Annotated in this window: 20 protein-coding genes; 18 read left to right on the top strand and 2 right to left on the bottom strand. The window is 34.5% G+C overall.

The genetic code is table 11. The annotated features are described in order from the left end of the window. The first annotated feature begins 14 nt into the window (after positions 1-14). The 17 genes from ACHRWY_RS19280 to ACHRWY_RS19200 all read left to right on the top strand — a co-directional run bounded on the left by ACHRWY_RS19280 (position 15) and on the right by ACHRWY_RS19200 (position 11,631). On the top strand, positions 15-1,055 hold the full coding sequence (locus ACHRWY_RS19280; RefSeq protein WP_395356853.1) for a hypothetical protein: 1,041 nt from the start codon (positions 15-17) through the stop codon (positions 1,053-1,055). A 40-nt stretch (positions 1,056-1,095) separates the two neighbouring features. Then, positions 1,096-1,509: a hypothetical protein gene (locus tag ACHRWY_RS19275; protein ID WP_395356852.1), complete on the top strand. Its 414-nt coding sequence runs from the start codon at positions 1,096-1,098 to the stop codon at positions 1,507-1,509. Positions 1,510-1,564: 55 nt separating this feature from the next. Next, positions 1,565-2,278 carry a M949_RS01915 family surface polysaccharide biosynthesis protein gene (locus tag ACHRWY_RS19270; RefSeq protein WP_395356851.1) on the top strand — a complete coding sequence of 238 codons (714 nt, stop codon included), beginning with the start codon at positions 1,565-1,567 and terminating at the stop codon, positions 2,276-2,278. 56 nt (positions 2,279-2,334) lie between these two features. Beyond that, the gene (locus ACHRWY_RS19265; protein ID WP_395356850.1) at positions 2,335-3,060 is read left to right on the top strand and encodes a hypothetical protein; all 726 of its coding nucleotides are present in this window, start codon (positions 2,335-2,337) and stop codon (positions 3,058-3,060) included. Between the two features lie 8 nt (positions 3,061-3,068). Further along, positions 3,069-3,776: a hypothetical protein gene (locus ACHRWY_RS19260; protein ID WP_395356849.1), complete on the top strand. Its 708-nt coding sequence runs from the start codon at positions 3,069-3,071 to the stop codon at positions 3,774-3,776. Beyond that, positions 3,757-4,245 (top strand): DUF2947 family protein, encoded by a 489-nt coding sequence (locus ACHRWY_RS19255; protein WP_395356848.1) that lies wholly within the window; start codon positions 3,757-3,759, stop codon positions 4,243-4,245. Before ACHRWY_RS19260 ends, ACHRWY_RS19255 begins: the two co-directional genes overlap by 20 nt. A gap of 78 nt (positions 4,246-4,323) precedes the next feature. Next, positions 4,324-4,881, top strand: coding sequence for a hypothetical protein (locus ACHRWY_RS19250; protein ID WP_395356847.1), 558 nt, complete (start codon positions 4,324-4,326; stop codon positions 4,879-4,881). 148 nt (positions 4,882-5,029) lie between these two features. Then, on the top strand, positions 5,030-5,518 hold the full coding sequence (locus tag ACHRWY_RS19245) for a DinB family protein (RefSeq protein ID WP_395356846.1): 489 nt from the start codon (positions 5,030-5,032) through the stop codon (positions 5,516-5,518). A gap of 255 nt (positions 5,519-5,773) precedes the next feature. Next, the gene (locus tag ACHRWY_RS19240; RefSeq protein WP_395356845.1) at positions 5,774-6,961 is read left to right on the top strand and encodes a hypothetical protein; all 1,188 of its coding nucleotides are present in this window, start codon (positions 5,774-5,776) and stop codon (positions 6,959-6,961) included. 23 nt (positions 6,962-6,984) lie between these two features. Continuing rightward, positions 6,985-7,473, top strand: a complete 489-nt coding sequence (locus ACHRWY_RS19235; RefSeq protein ID WP_395356844.1) for a YegJ family protein — start codon at positions 6,985-6,987, stop codon at positions 7,471-7,473. 11 nt (positions 7,474-7,484) lie between these two features. Beyond that, on the top strand, positions 7,485-7,898 hold the full coding sequence (locus ACHRWY_RS19230) for a hypothetical protein (protein ID WP_395356843.1): 414 nt from the start codon (positions 7,485-7,487) through the stop codon (positions 7,896-7,898). 194 nt (positions 7,899-8,092) lie between these two features. After that, the gene (locus ACHRWY_RS19225; protein WP_395356842.1) at positions 8,093-8,419 is read left to right on the top strand and encodes an ArsR/SmtB family transcription factor; all 327 of its coding nucleotides are present in this window, start codon (positions 8,093-8,095) and stop codon (positions 8,417-8,419) included. Beyond that, positions 8,409-8,909: an SRPBCC domain-containing protein gene (locus ACHRWY_RS19220; RefSeq protein WP_395356841.1), complete on the top strand. Its 501-nt coding sequence runs from the start codon at positions 8,409-8,411 to the stop codon at positions 8,907-8,909. The genes ACHRWY_RS19225 and ACHRWY_RS19220 overlap by 11 nt, the downstream gene beginning before the upstream one ends. 160 nt (positions 8,910-9,069) lie before the next feature. Further along, positions 9,070-9,600, top strand: coding sequence for a hypothetical protein (locus ACHRWY_RS19215; protein WP_395356840.1), 531 nt, complete (start codon positions 9,070-9,072; stop codon positions 9,598-9,600). A 10-nt stretch (positions 9,601-9,610) separates the two neighbouring features. Continuing rightward, positions 9,611-10,480, top strand: a complete 870-nt coding sequence (locus ACHRWY_RS19210) for an alpha/beta hydrolase (protein ID WP_395356838.1) — start codon at positions 9,611-9,613, stop codon at positions 10,478-10,480. Positions 10,481-10,516: 36 nt separating this feature from the next. Beyond that, positions 10,517-11,203 carry a GNAT family N-acetyltransferase gene (locus tag ACHRWY_RS19205; protein ID WP_395356837.1) on the top strand — a complete coding sequence of 229 codons (687 nt, stop codon included), beginning with the start codon at positions 10,517-10,519 and terminating at the stop codon, positions 11,201-11,203. A gap of 59 nt (positions 11,204-11,262) precedes the next feature. Continuing rightward, positions 11,263-11,631: a nuclear transport factor 2 family protein gene (locus ACHRWY_RS19200; RefSeq protein ID WP_395356835.1), complete on the top strand. Its 369-nt coding sequence runs from the start codon at positions 11,263-11,265 to the stop codon at positions 11,629-11,631. 76 nt (positions 11,632-11,707) lie between these two features. On the opposite strand, the gene ACHRWY_RS19195 is transcribed toward ACHRWY_RS19200, so the two are convergent. Continuing rightward, positions 11,708-13,243, bottom strand: coding sequence for a YifB family Mg chelatase-like AAA ATPase (locus ACHRWY_RS19195; RefSeq protein WP_395356833.1), 1,536 nt, complete (start codon positions 13,241-13,243; stop codon positions 11,708-11,710). 127 nt (positions 13,244-13,370) lie between these two features. Between ACHRWY_RS19195 and ACHRWY_RS19190 the strand changes: the two genes are divergently transcribed. Then, positions 13,371-13,865: a DUF2004 domain-containing protein gene (locus tag ACHRWY_RS19190; protein WP_395356831.1), complete on the top strand. Its 495-nt coding sequence runs from the start codon at positions 13,371-13,373 to the stop codon at positions 13,863-13,865. A 35-nt stretch (positions 13,866-13,900) separates the two neighbouring features. Here ACHRWY_RS19190 and ACHRWY_RS19185 read toward each other — a convergent pair whose 3' ends face one another. After that, positions 13,901-14,878: a Gfo/Idh/MocA family protein gene (locus ACHRWY_RS19185; RefSeq protein WP_395356830.1), complete on the bottom strand. Its 978-nt coding sequence runs from the start codon at positions 14,876-14,878 to the stop codon at positions 13,901-13,903. Between the last annotated feature and the right edge of the window lie 16 nt (positions 14,879-14,894).

The following is a 14,894-nucleotide window of genomic DNA, read 5'->3' as shown; positions in this document are numbered from 1 at the left end:
AACAGAGCACTAACATGAATTTTTTCAAAAAGATAATCAAAACAATACAACCCGATCAGCCTGTTGCTTTAACAGCCGTTACAAGGACTGAACAAATAGAAGGTTTTTCGATTCCGGGAATCATCTTAAACATGCAGTATCATTTTACTGATCTTCAGGTTTATAGCGATGGACTTATTTCCTGTTGGGGAATGGTTGATTTACCGATGTTCAAAAACAAATTATCCAAAAGCTGGGTCGTTACTTCAATTCCGGACGGACAGACCATTTCTATCTTTAGCCTGGGAAGCTGGGTTATTGAAAATGGAGCGTGGGATTATGACGAAGAATCATTTTATGCCTATGTAAAGAAATTAATAAAAACCCTGAACCCTACTCTTGAAAACCTTTATAATTATAATGGCGAAAATTATAAAATGATTGGTAAATCGAGTGTGGCCAAACACTCTTCGCTGAATTCAAAACCATATTATTATGACAATCCGGATTCATTTTTATCTAAAAGAAACGAAGGCGAAAAGTTTCATATTTTTTACAGAAACGACGATACTAAAACCTATCTGGCAGAGCTGTCCCTATACAAAACGGGAAAAATTGAAATCACAAACCTTCCTGTAAAAAAGACTTTCAAATTTGAAGAAATAAAGGATTTAATTCAAAATGAAAAACTAATAACCGAATTAAATACGGGAGAGAAAATTACGATTCTGGGGCTGGGTTCTTTTACTGTTAAATCAGGAAGCGGAGTTGATATAACAGCCAAGTACAATGAATTTGAAGACAAATACAGTGAGTTAAACGGTACTGAAAATAGTATTTCCAAATGTGCCAGAATTTTTGATGCCTACAAACTAGATCCATCCTTCAAATTAAAGCAGGAACTTAAAGAAGCTTATGAAAAAGTCCCTGAACACCAAAGAATGTTTGTTGGTGATATGGACACTAAAGATTATGAAGTACGCCAGATTATTTATGGTGATAGTATAAAAAAAGAATGGGAAGACCATTATGGTTTTGAATATCCGTATGATGATATGCCTGAACCTGAAAAATAAAAAAGTAAACTTTTAATTTCACCAAAAATCAAAGCATATAATGACTGTTGATAAAATATTCAAATACAGTTTTTCAGTTTACAGAATAGTTTTAATTGCCATTGCTGTATTATCGCTTTTTGCAAAATTCATCGTTGGTGCAGCAGGACATAATACACCTTTGAAAGCTACAGATTATTGTTTTTTTGCATTCACAATTGCAACTCCGCTCTTATTGTTTTTATTTACTAATATCCAACCGGATAAAATCGCGGCTAGGAATATAATACGCATGGTTGCTCTCTTTTTAATCGCCATTAGTGTGCTGTTTCTATTTCATGAATGGTATGATATGGCATTATTTTCTCAAAGCCAAAAAGTCGGAAATGACGAGAATATCCTGGTCGGTATTCTGCTTTTATTTATTGCATTAAGTTCAATTGTCTTTACTGGTTTAATCAGAAACAGAATTTAACCGGAATTAAAATCGGAAGATACTCCTTAAGAACTCCAAATTATTCAAAGAATATATGAAAAAAATTGCAATCTTATTACTATTTATCGTTTTCTTTTCAAGCTGTAAAGAAGATAAAAAAGAAGATGTACAAAAATCTGAAACCACTGAATTAGACACCACCACAAACAAGGACTTTACCCTGACAGTCAACAAAATCGATTCGACACAATTGCCGGCTTCTGTTAAATATGAAGGGTTTATTAAAAATGCTGTCCGCTGGAAAGATCAACTGGGCGATAATATTGTCATTACCACCGAAACCGGTTATCACATCAATAAAAAATTCAAACACGAATTTGAAGACAGTTCTGATGCCGAATTGTTTGCTTACCATTACATCATTTCAGGTAATGACGCCAGACAAACCTGGAAAGTTTACGATTATATTAGTGATTGTCCTGTTGATCTGGTAGCTTCGTTTGTCAAAAATACTTTTCAAATCACCGACTTAAATAAAAACGGAATTGCCGAAACCTGGCTCATGTACCTAACGGTTTGTCACGGCGATGTGAGCCCGTCTGACATGAAAATCATCATGTACGAAGGAAACCAAAAATACGCCATGCGCGGAGAAAACAAAGTTGAGGTTGGAGTGGATGACAACGGTAAAAAACAGTTTTTGGGCGGCGAATATAAATTTGATGAAAATTTTAAAAAAGCGCCCCAGGTTTTTAAAGAGTTTGCTCAAAAATTATGGAAAGATCATTTAATTGCAACCTGGGAATAATTAAACCCTTCGTTTTAAAAACATTGACTTCGTACAACCCAAACAAATTATTAAAAATGAAACAGTTAATCCTCTCGCTTTTAGTACTGACTTTATTTTCCTGTAAAAAAAATGAAGAAAAATCAGGTTCTGAAATTTCAAACAGAAAAGTACAAGACACGCTGCAAACTGAAAGAGAAAACGATGAAATTGAAAAGCAGGACACTTTAAAGATCAACTATACTGAACATAAAAACTTATTAGATATTCTTACGGTTTTGCCGGACAGCTCGATGGGAAGCTGGGAATGGAATAAAATAGACAGGGTTCAATATGTGAAGAAAATACAAAAAAACAACTATGCACTTCCGCCGCGGGACCGCTTTTCTAAAATTTCGCTTACACAACCCAACACTCTCGAAATTCAAGTGGTCGACGGAAATTGGATTTTATCTATCTATAAAGTAAAACCCAATAATTATATTGTAATTACCGATGATATCGTGGGTGACGGAAATCAGCTTATGGCATTCGAATACCTAAATGGAACATTAACATACCTCCCTTTCAAAAATATATTCGACCACTATTTGACGACATTGATAATTGACCAAAAGAACGAAAAATGCACGGATTTTTTTGAAGATAACAAAATTGGATTTGAATACAATTTCATTGGAACCAAAAAAATAAAGATGAGCAATTCTTTATTCAAAGACTCCGAAGGTTGTTTTAAAGGCACTATTTTAAATTACGAGTTTAATCCTGCCATTAAAAAATTCAACTTAATTAATATAGAATAAGTACAATAATGAATAAATCCCTCTTTGCTTTGATGCTGTGTTTTCAAATTTCGTTTTCACAAAATACAGATCATTTAAATACAGTTTTAAAACAACTTAAGATTAAAAAAAGCGAAATAAACCTCGAACTTTTTACGCAAAAAGTATTGCCGTATGATAAAAGTAAAAGTGTATTGGTTTTTCCTAAATATGCCTCTGAAGTATCTGACGATTATTTTGTAGCCGATGCTTATGTACTGGTGATCGATAATGCGACCGGAAAAATACAGGCTAAATTTATTGGACACAATGCATGGACATCAGATGCTGTAAGGTTAACCGCCATTTCAATCGATACGGGATTGTATCTTTTAAACAAAACCACAAGAGGCTTTGGAGTAAGAGTTAGTTTTGCCAACAACAGCCAGCCTAATCCATACAGAGAAAATAGCTTGTCTCTTTATATTACAGACCAAAATACGTTGAAACAAGTGCTCAGCAATTATACCGTTTCACTATATAATGGAGAGTGGGATACCAATTGCGCAGGCGAATTTGAAGAAAGTATTTCAACTTTTAATATGGACAAATTGCAAAACCATAATCTTAATAATATCATTGTTACAACTAAAATTGTTAAGACGAAAAGTAAACCAGTAAAGGATGATTGCATTTCTAAAGAAACCATTAAAAAAGAAACCTCAAAATTAATTTTTAATGGAAAAGAATACAAATAGATATGAGGCCCTGGAAAAATTCTATTATTTCGGGAATGACTATTGTGATCCTAAATTAACCGATCTCGATAAATCGGAAATAAAGGTGCTATCAGATGATTATTGTGCTGAGCTTTGGAATGAATATGTTTCGGAAACTAAAAATCACCTGATGCTTGTAAATGATCCCAAAGACTGGAAAATAAAAAATGAGATTAAAAAGGAATATAATTGGCAAGCCGACTGGAATAACACAAATATAGAAGCCTTAACAGCAAATGTAAGGCCATTCACAGACTGGAAAGATGATGATACTATTTTGTTTTTTTGGAATCAATCTTCCGGGGTAGAAACTACATGGGGTTTAATTTGCAAATACTGGATTTCGTTTTTATACGAAGATGAAGCCAATATTATGGTAAACCCTAAAAGCAAAAATGTAATCATTTTAAGTGTAAATGGAAATTTGGCGATTGCAGAAAGGGAGTAATATCATTACATCATAAAGTCTGAAAAATTGCTAATGAAATTATTACTTACTATTTTTAAACTTTCTTATCTAAAAACCATGAAAATTAAAATTCTGCTATTCTCCGCCTTAATTCTTATTTCCTGCAAAAAAGAACAACCAACAGAAAACGAAAAAATACAAGTTGCGGCAAAAGATACGACACAGAGACCTGAACAAAAAGAAAATTCAAAAACCACTTCAGATACGATTGTAATTTCTGTCAAGCATAAAAAGAACAAAATCGAATGCGATTTAGATGGCGACGGAAAAAATGAAACGGTCGAAATTGTCCGAAGCACCCATAATAACAAAAGTGGTTTAAGAATCGTATTTGGAAACGGAAAAAGAACAGATTATCTCGGAATGGGAAATAATGTTTTAAAACAAGGTTTTGACGAAATTGACTGGGCCGGAATATTCGAAAAAGCACCAAAAAACGAAATCTACTGGAATAATGTAAGTGAAGATGGCGAAATACTGGGCGATGAAGAAATAAAGGAAGAAGATAAAATCAAACTGCCTAATGATGGGATATTCATTCACGCTGAAGAAAGCTGCGGAGGCGGAATCATTTACCTGAAAAATGGCCAATACGAATGGATTCAACAGGAATAATGCGGCAACAAAATTTTGCTGACACTAATGAAAAAAGTAAAAGTGTACTTATTTTAAATACAAACGAATTTTTGGCGATTGCTGGAAGAACGTAGACAATACAGTATTTATAGCGTAAAGCGAAACCTATAATTTGTTACAAAAAAATATGAATAAAATACACAGACAAGGCGCTATTGGAGCTTTACTTGACGAATATGAAAGAGCCATTTTTGATTTAAATGAAATAATTTCGGACCTAAATGACAACGAACTGATTACAATAGTGGATACTCTGACACAAGATTCCAGTTGCGAATCGGTGCAATCAATACTTGCGCATGTTGTTTGCTCCGGATACGCTTATGCTTTATATATTAAGCAATTAACAGGTGATCAAAGTGATTTCAGAGATGAAGTCTTCAGAAATACCATAGCCGATTATCAAAAAGATATAACTGACTTTTTTATTTACACAGAAAATACTTTTAAAAATATCACAGACGATCAACTGGAAGAATCGGACAACCAGAAAAAAATCATGACTTCATGGGGGCAACTCTATGATATTGAACAAATAACGGAACATGCCATTGTACATGTTTTACGACATAGAAGACAAATTGAAAAATTTAAAATACAATTGCGCAAACCGTAATTATAAAGAAAGGTTAAGATTTGTTTTTCAGTTCGTTCTCTTACCAGATTTCTAATGAATCAAATCGTCCTGTCTGGCCCCGATAGAAGCGATATCATTTTTTTTGCTTCTTTAGCAAGAAAAATATTTAGCGTATAGCGGGACAAGCCGCCCTTATAGAAGCTGAAATTACTGCTCCTTAAATTTCAGATATTTCTGATCTGAATTCATTCAAAACCAATATATTTACAGCTTCAAAATCAATGCATGTTCAGAATGAAAAAAATTACCTTACTGTTTTCAATATTATTTTTAGCACTTTCTTCATGTGGTGTAAAAACGACGCAATCCCTATTAAGCGACGGGAATTATGATGGAGCCATCGACCGTGCGGTCGAAGGATTGAGAACCAAAAAAGATTCAAAAGGAAAACAAGATTATGTGTATTTGCTCGAAGAGGCTTTTGCAAAAGCGAAAGACAGGGATTTACGCAATCTGGACCTGATGATAAAAGAAGCAAATCCGAACAATGCAGAACGTGTTTATAATACGTATTTGCAACTCAATAACCGTCAGGAAAAAATAAGGCCTTTATTGCCGTTGCCTTTATTAAAGCAGGGCAAAAATGCTACTTTTCAGTTTGACAATTATGCTGATCGGATTGTAAGCAGCAAAATTGCACTTTCGAAATATTTATATGAAAATGCTTCGGCACTTTTGAAATCTAATAATAAGATGGATTTCAGAAAAGCCTATGATGATTTTTTCTATTTAGAAAGTATCAATCCGGGATATAAGAACACGAAAAAACTAATGGATGACGCCCAGTTTAAAGGAACTGATTTTGTAGATGTTTATGCCACAAACGAAACCAATATGGTGATCCCAAAAATGCTTCAGGATGATTTACTGGATTTTAAAACCTATGGCTTAAACGACAAATGGACGGTTTATCACAGTTTGAGACAAAAAAATGTCACGTACGATTATAGTCTGATTATTAATTTCAGACAAATTAATATTTCGCCGGAACAAATTAAAGAGAAAGAATTTATTAAGGAAAGACAGGTGAAAGACGGCCTTAAAACCCTTCTGGACAGCCGCGGAAGACCCGTGAAAGACAGCCTGGGCAAAGAAATAAAAGTAGACAATTATAGAATACTTCGTGCCAATATTTACGAATTCAGGCAATTTAAATCCTGTCAGGTAACAGCAAAAGTAGATTATGTAGATGTAAGAACTAACCAGCTGTTACAATCGTTTCCAGTAACAAGCGAGTTTATTTTTGAGAATATTTACTCGACTTACAAAGGCGATAGAAATGCCTGTGAAGATAGTTATGCAGCGTATTTTAACAAGCGCTCCGTACCTTTCCCGAACAACGAACAAATGGTCTACGATACCGGCGAAGATCTAAAAGCCCGCATTAAGGACATTATTGTCAGGAATAAATTTAGAGGATAAAAACCAGCAATACCAACATCAGGATGAAAACCAAAATTATAATTGCATTCCTTGCATTCTGCCTTATAAGCTGTAAAAATTCAGATAAAGTAGAAAGAGAAAACCAGCCTGACATTTACAATGTTAAAGGCAGTGACAAAGAAATGAACGAGGCAATAGAAAAAGCCAACCAGACTCTGGCGGATTTTAATACTGCTTTATTGGATCCGAAAATTGAAGTTAAATCACTGAAAGTTAAATTTCAAAATGAAACTGATATTGAGCATATCTGGCTAAGCAATGTAGAATTTAAAGATGGTCAATATTCCGGAATTTTAGATAATGAACCTGAATATATCACAGATTACAAAATGGGAGACACCGTAAATATCGACAATAAAAATATTAGCGATTGGATGTACATTGAAAACGGAAAACTATTTGGAGGCTACACTATAAAAGTATTACGAAACAGAATGTCTGAAACTGAACGAAAACAATTTGATACCGAAAGCGGAATGCAAATAGACTAAACACTACCGTTATGAACATTTATATATTTGGAAACGGAAATATCAGTTTTAATAATTTTAAGAAATATTACGAAAGTGTAATTACTAAATACGCAGCACTTGAAAACACCAGCTTTTTACTCTGCGATTTCAAAGGTGTAGATGTATTAGCAATGGAAGTACTAAAATGTACCTCCCCTAATGTTTCTGTTTATCATATTGGAGAAAGGCCCCGATATTTATCCGATAAATTTAAAACAAAAGTTAGCAGCTGGAAACTAATTGGTGGTTTTGAAAACGACGAACAAAGAGACGCTAAAGCCATACAAAACTGCACACACTACATAGCCATCGATTTTAATGCTGATGCTAACAGAATAAGTGGCACACAGAAAAATATAGATCACTGCGAAAAAATGAATAAGATTAAATTAACGGCCGAATAGCATCGTATTCAGCAATATAACAACCTAAAGAATTAAAAAATATAATTCTATCCTTCATATCTTGTAGAGCCCTACAACACTATTTCTACACTCCTATTGGCTGTATTCATCTAAAAAAAAACAAAAATTATTTTGCGCAACCAAAAAGTTGCGTATATTTGCAACTAATTAGTTGCGTATTTAAATTATTCAGGATGACACGAGATATTTTTCAAGCCATTGCCGACCCTACCCGCAGAGCAATCTTAGTATTGGTAGCTACTAATGCCCTGACACCAAATACTATTGCGGAGCAATTTAATACAACACGACAAGCTGTTTCAAAACACATTAAAATTCTCAACGAATGCGAATTACTGGAAGAGAAAAAAGTGGGAAGAGAAATTTATTATCAGCTCAAAATCGACAAGATGAAAGAAATAGACCAATGGTTAGCCCAGTTTAAAGAAATTTGGGAAAACCGTTTTAGTCAGCTGGATCAAGTATTAATGAATTTAAAATCTAAAGAAAATGAAATCTAATCTTTTAATGAATTTTACTGTAGACAAAGAAACGAGCACAGTAAAGGTAAAACGTGAGTTTAATGCATCCCTTGACCATGTTTGGTCAGCGTGGACTGAAGCTGAAATACTGGATCAATGGTGGGCTCCTGCCCCATGGAAATCGAAAACAAAAAGTATGGACTTTAAAGAAGGCGGTCAAAGACTTTATGCTATGGTTGGACCGCAAGGCGAAGAACATTGGGCTTTAGCCGATTTTACTTCGATAACCCCTAAGTCTAACTTTAAATACCTGGATGCCTTCTCTGATAACGAAGGAAATTTAAATACCGGTTTCCCAAGATCTGACTGGAATGTGAGTTTCTCAGAACATGGAGATCTTACCATTGTTGACATCGCTATTAAGCATGAAAACCTGTCCGATTTAGAAAAAATGATCGAAATGGGCTTCAAAGAAGGATTTACTATTGCGCTGGAAGGCTTAGACAAGGTTTTTGCTTCGAGAACCTAACAAATTTCTCCTGGCTTTTAAACAATCCCACTTGGCACGAAGTGGGATTTTCAGTTTTATAAAAGTACTATTCTGACTGAATTCACAAGTATAATTTGTATTTTCGTCTAATAAAGCAAGTTCGTCTATTTCCAAAAATAAGCATTTTACAATCCTTTAAATGATCAAGAAATTACTCCCATTTGAAAATTTAGTCTATCATTCTGCCTTAACAAAAGAAGAACTGGCAGTGCATCTGCAAAATGAAATTGAAGCCGAAAAATCTTTCGGTTTTGGCAGGAACCGCTTTTCATATTCTAAACCGTATATTGGTAAAGTTTACCCTGATAAATTCGAAATCAAACGCGCTATAAACTACAAAAACTCATTTCTACCACTAATAAAAGGCGAGATTAAAGAAGATATAAGCGGTTCCAGAATCAATGTTAACATGCTTCTGCCTGATTTTGTTAAAGTATTCATGTGTATCTGGTTAGGAATAGTTTTCTTGGTTAGTTTAGGAACATTATATGTTTTAGTATTTAATAACGGCTTTAATGGAGGAGGCCCTTTTATATTTATTCCTTTCATAATGCTCTTCGCAGGAGTCGCCATGGTTGTTTTTGGTTTTAAAACTGAAAGTAAAAAAAGCATCAGTGATTTAGAAGAACTTCTGCAAGCAAAAATAATACAAAACAGCAACAGCAAATAAATCCCACAAAATGAATAAAATTATTACCGTTATCGCATTCCTTTTTACCTCAGCATTTCTTTTTAGCCAAACCAGTAAATCAAAATCTACAGAAACAACAAAACCTTTTGTATTGGGCGTGATCGAAGAAATTCAATCGAAAGAACTGGGCGAAAAAAGAATACTGAACATTTATCTTCCTGAAGGTTATAAACCAGAAGATGCAACACGATATCCGGTAATTTATGTATTGGATGGTTCTGCCGATGAAGATTTTATACACATCGCCGGACTGGTACAATTTAATAGCTTTGAATGGATCAATCAGATTCCAAAATCAATTGTTGTGGGCATTGCAACGGTTGACAGAAGACGTGATTTTACATTCCCGACAAGTATCGAAAAAGATCAAAAACGTTTTGCAACTTCAGGACATTCAGATAAATTTATTGCTTTTATCGAAAAAGAATTACAACCTTTTATAGACAAAAAATACAAAACAACTCCTTCTAAAACCATTATGGGACAATCATTAGGAGGATTGTTAGAAACAGAAATCTTATTGAAAAAACCAGCTCTTTTTAATAAATATGTCATCGTAAGCCCAAGCATTTGGTGGAACAATGGTTCTATATTAAATCTCGACAGTCCTATTTTCCAGGAGAACTTTAGTCCCCAAACAGAGATTTATATTGCTGTTGGTAAAGAAGGACTTACACCAACAGAAATTCCAAGAGTGATGGAAGTCGATGCCAACTTACTTGCTGAAAAAATTAAAGCGACAAAAAGCAAAAACATAAAAGTATATTTCGATTATTTGCCTCAGGAAAATCATGCGACCATTTTGCATCCGGCGGCTTCGAACTCTTTTAAATTCTTTTATCCACAGATCAGGGAATAAAAAAAGAATTGAAAATGAATACCAAATTAAACAGAAATGAAAATTACAGAAGAACATAAATTAGACAATCCGGTTTGGAATTCTTTGTCAGAAACTCATGCAGCATTTGCTGTTGATTATAACGGAACTCAGTTTTACCATCCTGATTATGGTCCGTTTGGAGGTTTTATACATCCTGAAAGCACTGTAAAAGCCACAAATCAATATGGCTCATTAACCGAAAATTTCTTTATTGTGGGCGAAAAACCCGAATTATCTGATTCTTTAAAAATAGCAAAGGAATTAGTTTGTCTTCAAATGATTATTGACAATAAAATCGTACAGCCAATAACATCTGAAATCGTAAAACTTACTGAAAAGCACAATGACGAATTGGTACAATTAGTCAATTTAGTCCAGCCCGGATATTTCAAAAACAAAACTTCATCGCTTGGCAATTATTTCGGGATTTTCAAAGAGAACCAATTAGTTGCGATTACAGGCGAGCGAATGAAAATGAATGCTTTTACAGAAGTAAGCGCTATCATTACCCATCCAGACCACACCGGAAAAGGGTATGCAAAACAATTGATTACACATGTTGTAAATACTATTTTTGATGAGAATAAAATTCCTTATTTACATGTGGTCGAAAATAATATTGGCGCAATTTCACTTTATGAAAAACTTGGATTTGTAACCCGAAGAAAAATGAGTTTTTGGAATATTTCTAAAAATCATTAATTTTATAAGACCATTTTAAATCAGTCAAGTTAAGTTTAATATTAATATTTTCTTTGAAGATGACACCTAATAAACAAACAGTAAACGAATATATGGAAGCTTTTAAAGTAAGCGATCATAAAAGAATTTTGAATTGTCTGACGGATGATATTGTTTGGGAAATGCCCGGAATTTATCAGCATGTGGGCAAAGAAGCTTTTGATAAGGAAATTGAAAATGACAATTTTGTCGGAAGTCCAACAATACAGATTATAAAACTGGTTGAAGAAAATAATATCGTGATTGCAGAAGGCGCCGTACAGGGAAACATGAAAAACGGAAACATTTTAGATGCCGTATTTTGTGATGTCTTTGAAATGGAAAATGGTAAAATTAAAAAACTTACTTCGTATTTAATGTCAAAAAATGCAAGTTTAAAATTCGAATGATAGCCAGCCTCAAAGCGCAAAATGCTGATAGCAATCTTGTCATTCCGGAGAATGACAAGATTTAAAATCCAGAATATCATCCCAGCCATCCATCACGATCAAGACTTCTGTACTGAATGGCTTCGGCGATGTATTGCGATACTACATTTGGCGCATTGTCTAAGTCGGCGATGGTTCGTGCTACTTTCAGGATTCTATCATAGGCACGTGCAGAGAGATTCAGTCGTTCCATAGCCGTTTTTAATAATTCTTTTGATTGTTCGTCGAGCACACAATACTCCCGAATTAATTTACTGCTCATTTGAGCATTGTAATGTATGTTTTCGATTTCTTCAAATCGTTTGGTCTGAATTTCGCGCGCAGCAGTTACTCGTTTACGAATTTCTACACTGCTTTCGGCTTTTCGGTCATCGGCTAATTTCTCGAACGGAACCGGCGTCACTTCGATATGAATATCAATACGATCTAACAAAGGCCCGGAGATTTTGCTTAAATAACGTTGCATTTCGTGTGGCGAAGAAGTATTTGGCATACTGGGATCGTTAAAAAAACCACTCGGACTTGGGTTCATACTTGCCACCAGCATAAACGATGACGGATAGGTTACTGTAAATTTAGCCCGCGAAATAGTCACTTCACGATCTTCCAGCGGCTGCCGCATTACTTCGAGAACATCCCGTTTGAATTCCGGCAACTCGTCCAAAAACAAAACACCATTATGTGCCATTGAAATTTCGCCCGGTTGCGGATAACTGCCTCCGCCAACAAGCGCCACATTCGAAATAGTATGATGCGGACTTCTAAAGGGCCGCTGGTTCATTAAGCCTACTTCTTTTAATTTTCCCGCTACACTATGAATTTTAGTCGTTTCTAATGCTTCACGCAAAGTCATAGGCGGTAAAATGCTGGGCACACGTTTGGCCAGCATAGTTTTTCCTGCCCCGGGCGGACCAATTAAAATGATATTATGACCTCCGGCAGCTGCGATTTCCATACAGCGCTTTATGCTTTCCTGTCCGCGAACATCTGAGAAATCAAACTCAGGAAAATCGAGTGTTTTATAGAACTCTTCTCTGGTATCAATTACAGTAGGCTCCAGTGTTCCTCTTCCGCTAAAAAAGTTAAGGACCTCCTGAAGGTTTTCAACACCATATACGTCTAATCCTGCTACAATTGCAGCTTCCTTTACATTTTGAATCGGGAGAAAAAAACCTTTGTATCCTTCTTCCTTTGCTTTGACAGCAATAGGCAATGCCCCACGAATGGGCTGTAAACTTCCGTCGAGAGAAAGTTCTCCCATAATAATATACTCTTCTATATTAGGTGCTTTTATCTGATCTGAAGCTATTAAAATTCCCATTGCTAAAGTCAGGTCATAAGCAGAACCCTCTTTTCTAAGATCTGCCGGTGCCATATTAATCGTAATTTTTTTTCCCGGCAAACTTAAGCCGTTGTTTTTTAAGGCAGCGGCAATTCGGTAACTGCTTTCTTTTATGGCATTGTCCGGCAATCCTACCAAATGATAACCAATCCCTTTATCCATGTGTACCTCGACTGTAATAGTCGTTGCTTCAACTCCAAAAACGGCACTTCCGTAAACTTTTACTAACATAATTAATCCTTATTGAAAAGTAAAAGTATTTAATTATATAGAAAAAACTATTATTTTTTGTAAACTTTTTATTACTTTATTATTTTACTAAATACGAATTTTACTTAATCCTTAAATACACAACACTATGACTAATTTTACATTTCCATATTTCGGAGAAATCGATCTTAACAATTTACAAGAAGATTATGAAACAAAAATAAGGATCAACAATGTAGAGGTTGACCTTCATTTCGAAAATAATAGTATTAGCATTGCTAAAGCTCAAACTATAAAAAATGTATTAGAAAATCTTACTGATTTTGATATTCAAAATAAAACCTATATCGAAAATGATTACCATGATGAAGAGAATAGTACGGTTAAGGAATATTTAGAATTCCATCTTGAAGAATTAGACAACAAAATTTTAGCTGAGTTTATTGATTTTGAAGATCAAAATAGTAATCCTGAAAAACAGCTGCTTAAAAAATTAAAATTAGCAAGTATTGGATTTTATCCTGATGATTCAGATAATTTTGCCGTATTTGATTATACAATTGACAAGAAAATAACAAACTATTTAATTGTGGTTAACACTGATGAAAATATCAAATTAGACCAAATAACCTGGGAAAGTTAGTTTTGATAAATTGACAAATAAAAAACCAAATCGGATTAAGAAAAACTTAATCCAATTTGGTTTTTTATTTCCTCCACTATTCTGCTCAAATCCAAACTATTCTGATGTGACCAAAGCTGGCTTTCGATTCGATTATTTCTAATGCATTTATGGCATTCCATTGCTTCGTACGTATAACCTTTTCCAAGATTTGATAAACTAAAAACTGTTTCATGATTGTCTTTAAACAAAGAATATCCATCGGCAACAAACCACGGTGCATTCAGAACAATTGTCCCTTCAGTTCCGCTTAGGGTCGCTTTCATATCAGATTCAGAAACTATAGAAGCATGCAAAATCGCTTGTGCCGATTCGTATTGCAATACCATAGCAGTCTGCAAATCGATTCCGTTTGCATTATAGATTGATTTTGCGATTATTTCTTTCGGAATACCAAGCATTATATACGAGAGAAATAGCGGATATACCCCAATATCAAATAGCGCGCCTCCTCCTTGATTTTTATTAAATAGCCTTCCTCCCTGTTTTTCATCTGCATAAAAAGCAAAATCAGCTTTTACATATCTCAATTCGCCAATTATTCCCTTATTTACTTTTTCTAAAACCTCTTTAACTGACGGCAGAAAACGTGTCCAGAATGCTTCCATAAAGAAGGTATTGTGTTTTATTGAAGTTTCAATCATACGAATCGCATCCGGATAAGATAATGACATTGGTTTTTCGCATAAAACATGTTTGCCACTTTGCATGGCTTTAATTGATAATTCAGCATGTGAATCGTGAGGTGTGGCAATATATACAATATCAACACTAGCATCAGCAAATAAAGCTTCATAAGAATCATACCCTTTATGACAATTGTACTTTTTTGCAAATTCAGCCGCTTTATCTTTATTTCGGGAAGCAACAGCAACTATTTCAGCCTCTTCTAAAAGCAATAAATCGTCGGCAAATTGATTGGCAATATTTCCCAGACCAATAATACCCCATTTTATTTTATTATTATTTTCCATACTATTGTGTAAGCAC

The sequence above is a fragment of the Flavobacterium sp. FlaQc-48 genome (assembly GCF_044007335.1).
In the GTDB taxonomy this organism is placed as follows: Bacteria; Bacteroidota; Bacteroidia; order Flavobacteriales; family Flavobacteriaceae; genus Flavobacterium.
The sequence above is the reverse complement of the archived record's forward strand: the minus strand, read 5'-3'. Positions and strand labels throughout refer to the sequence as shown.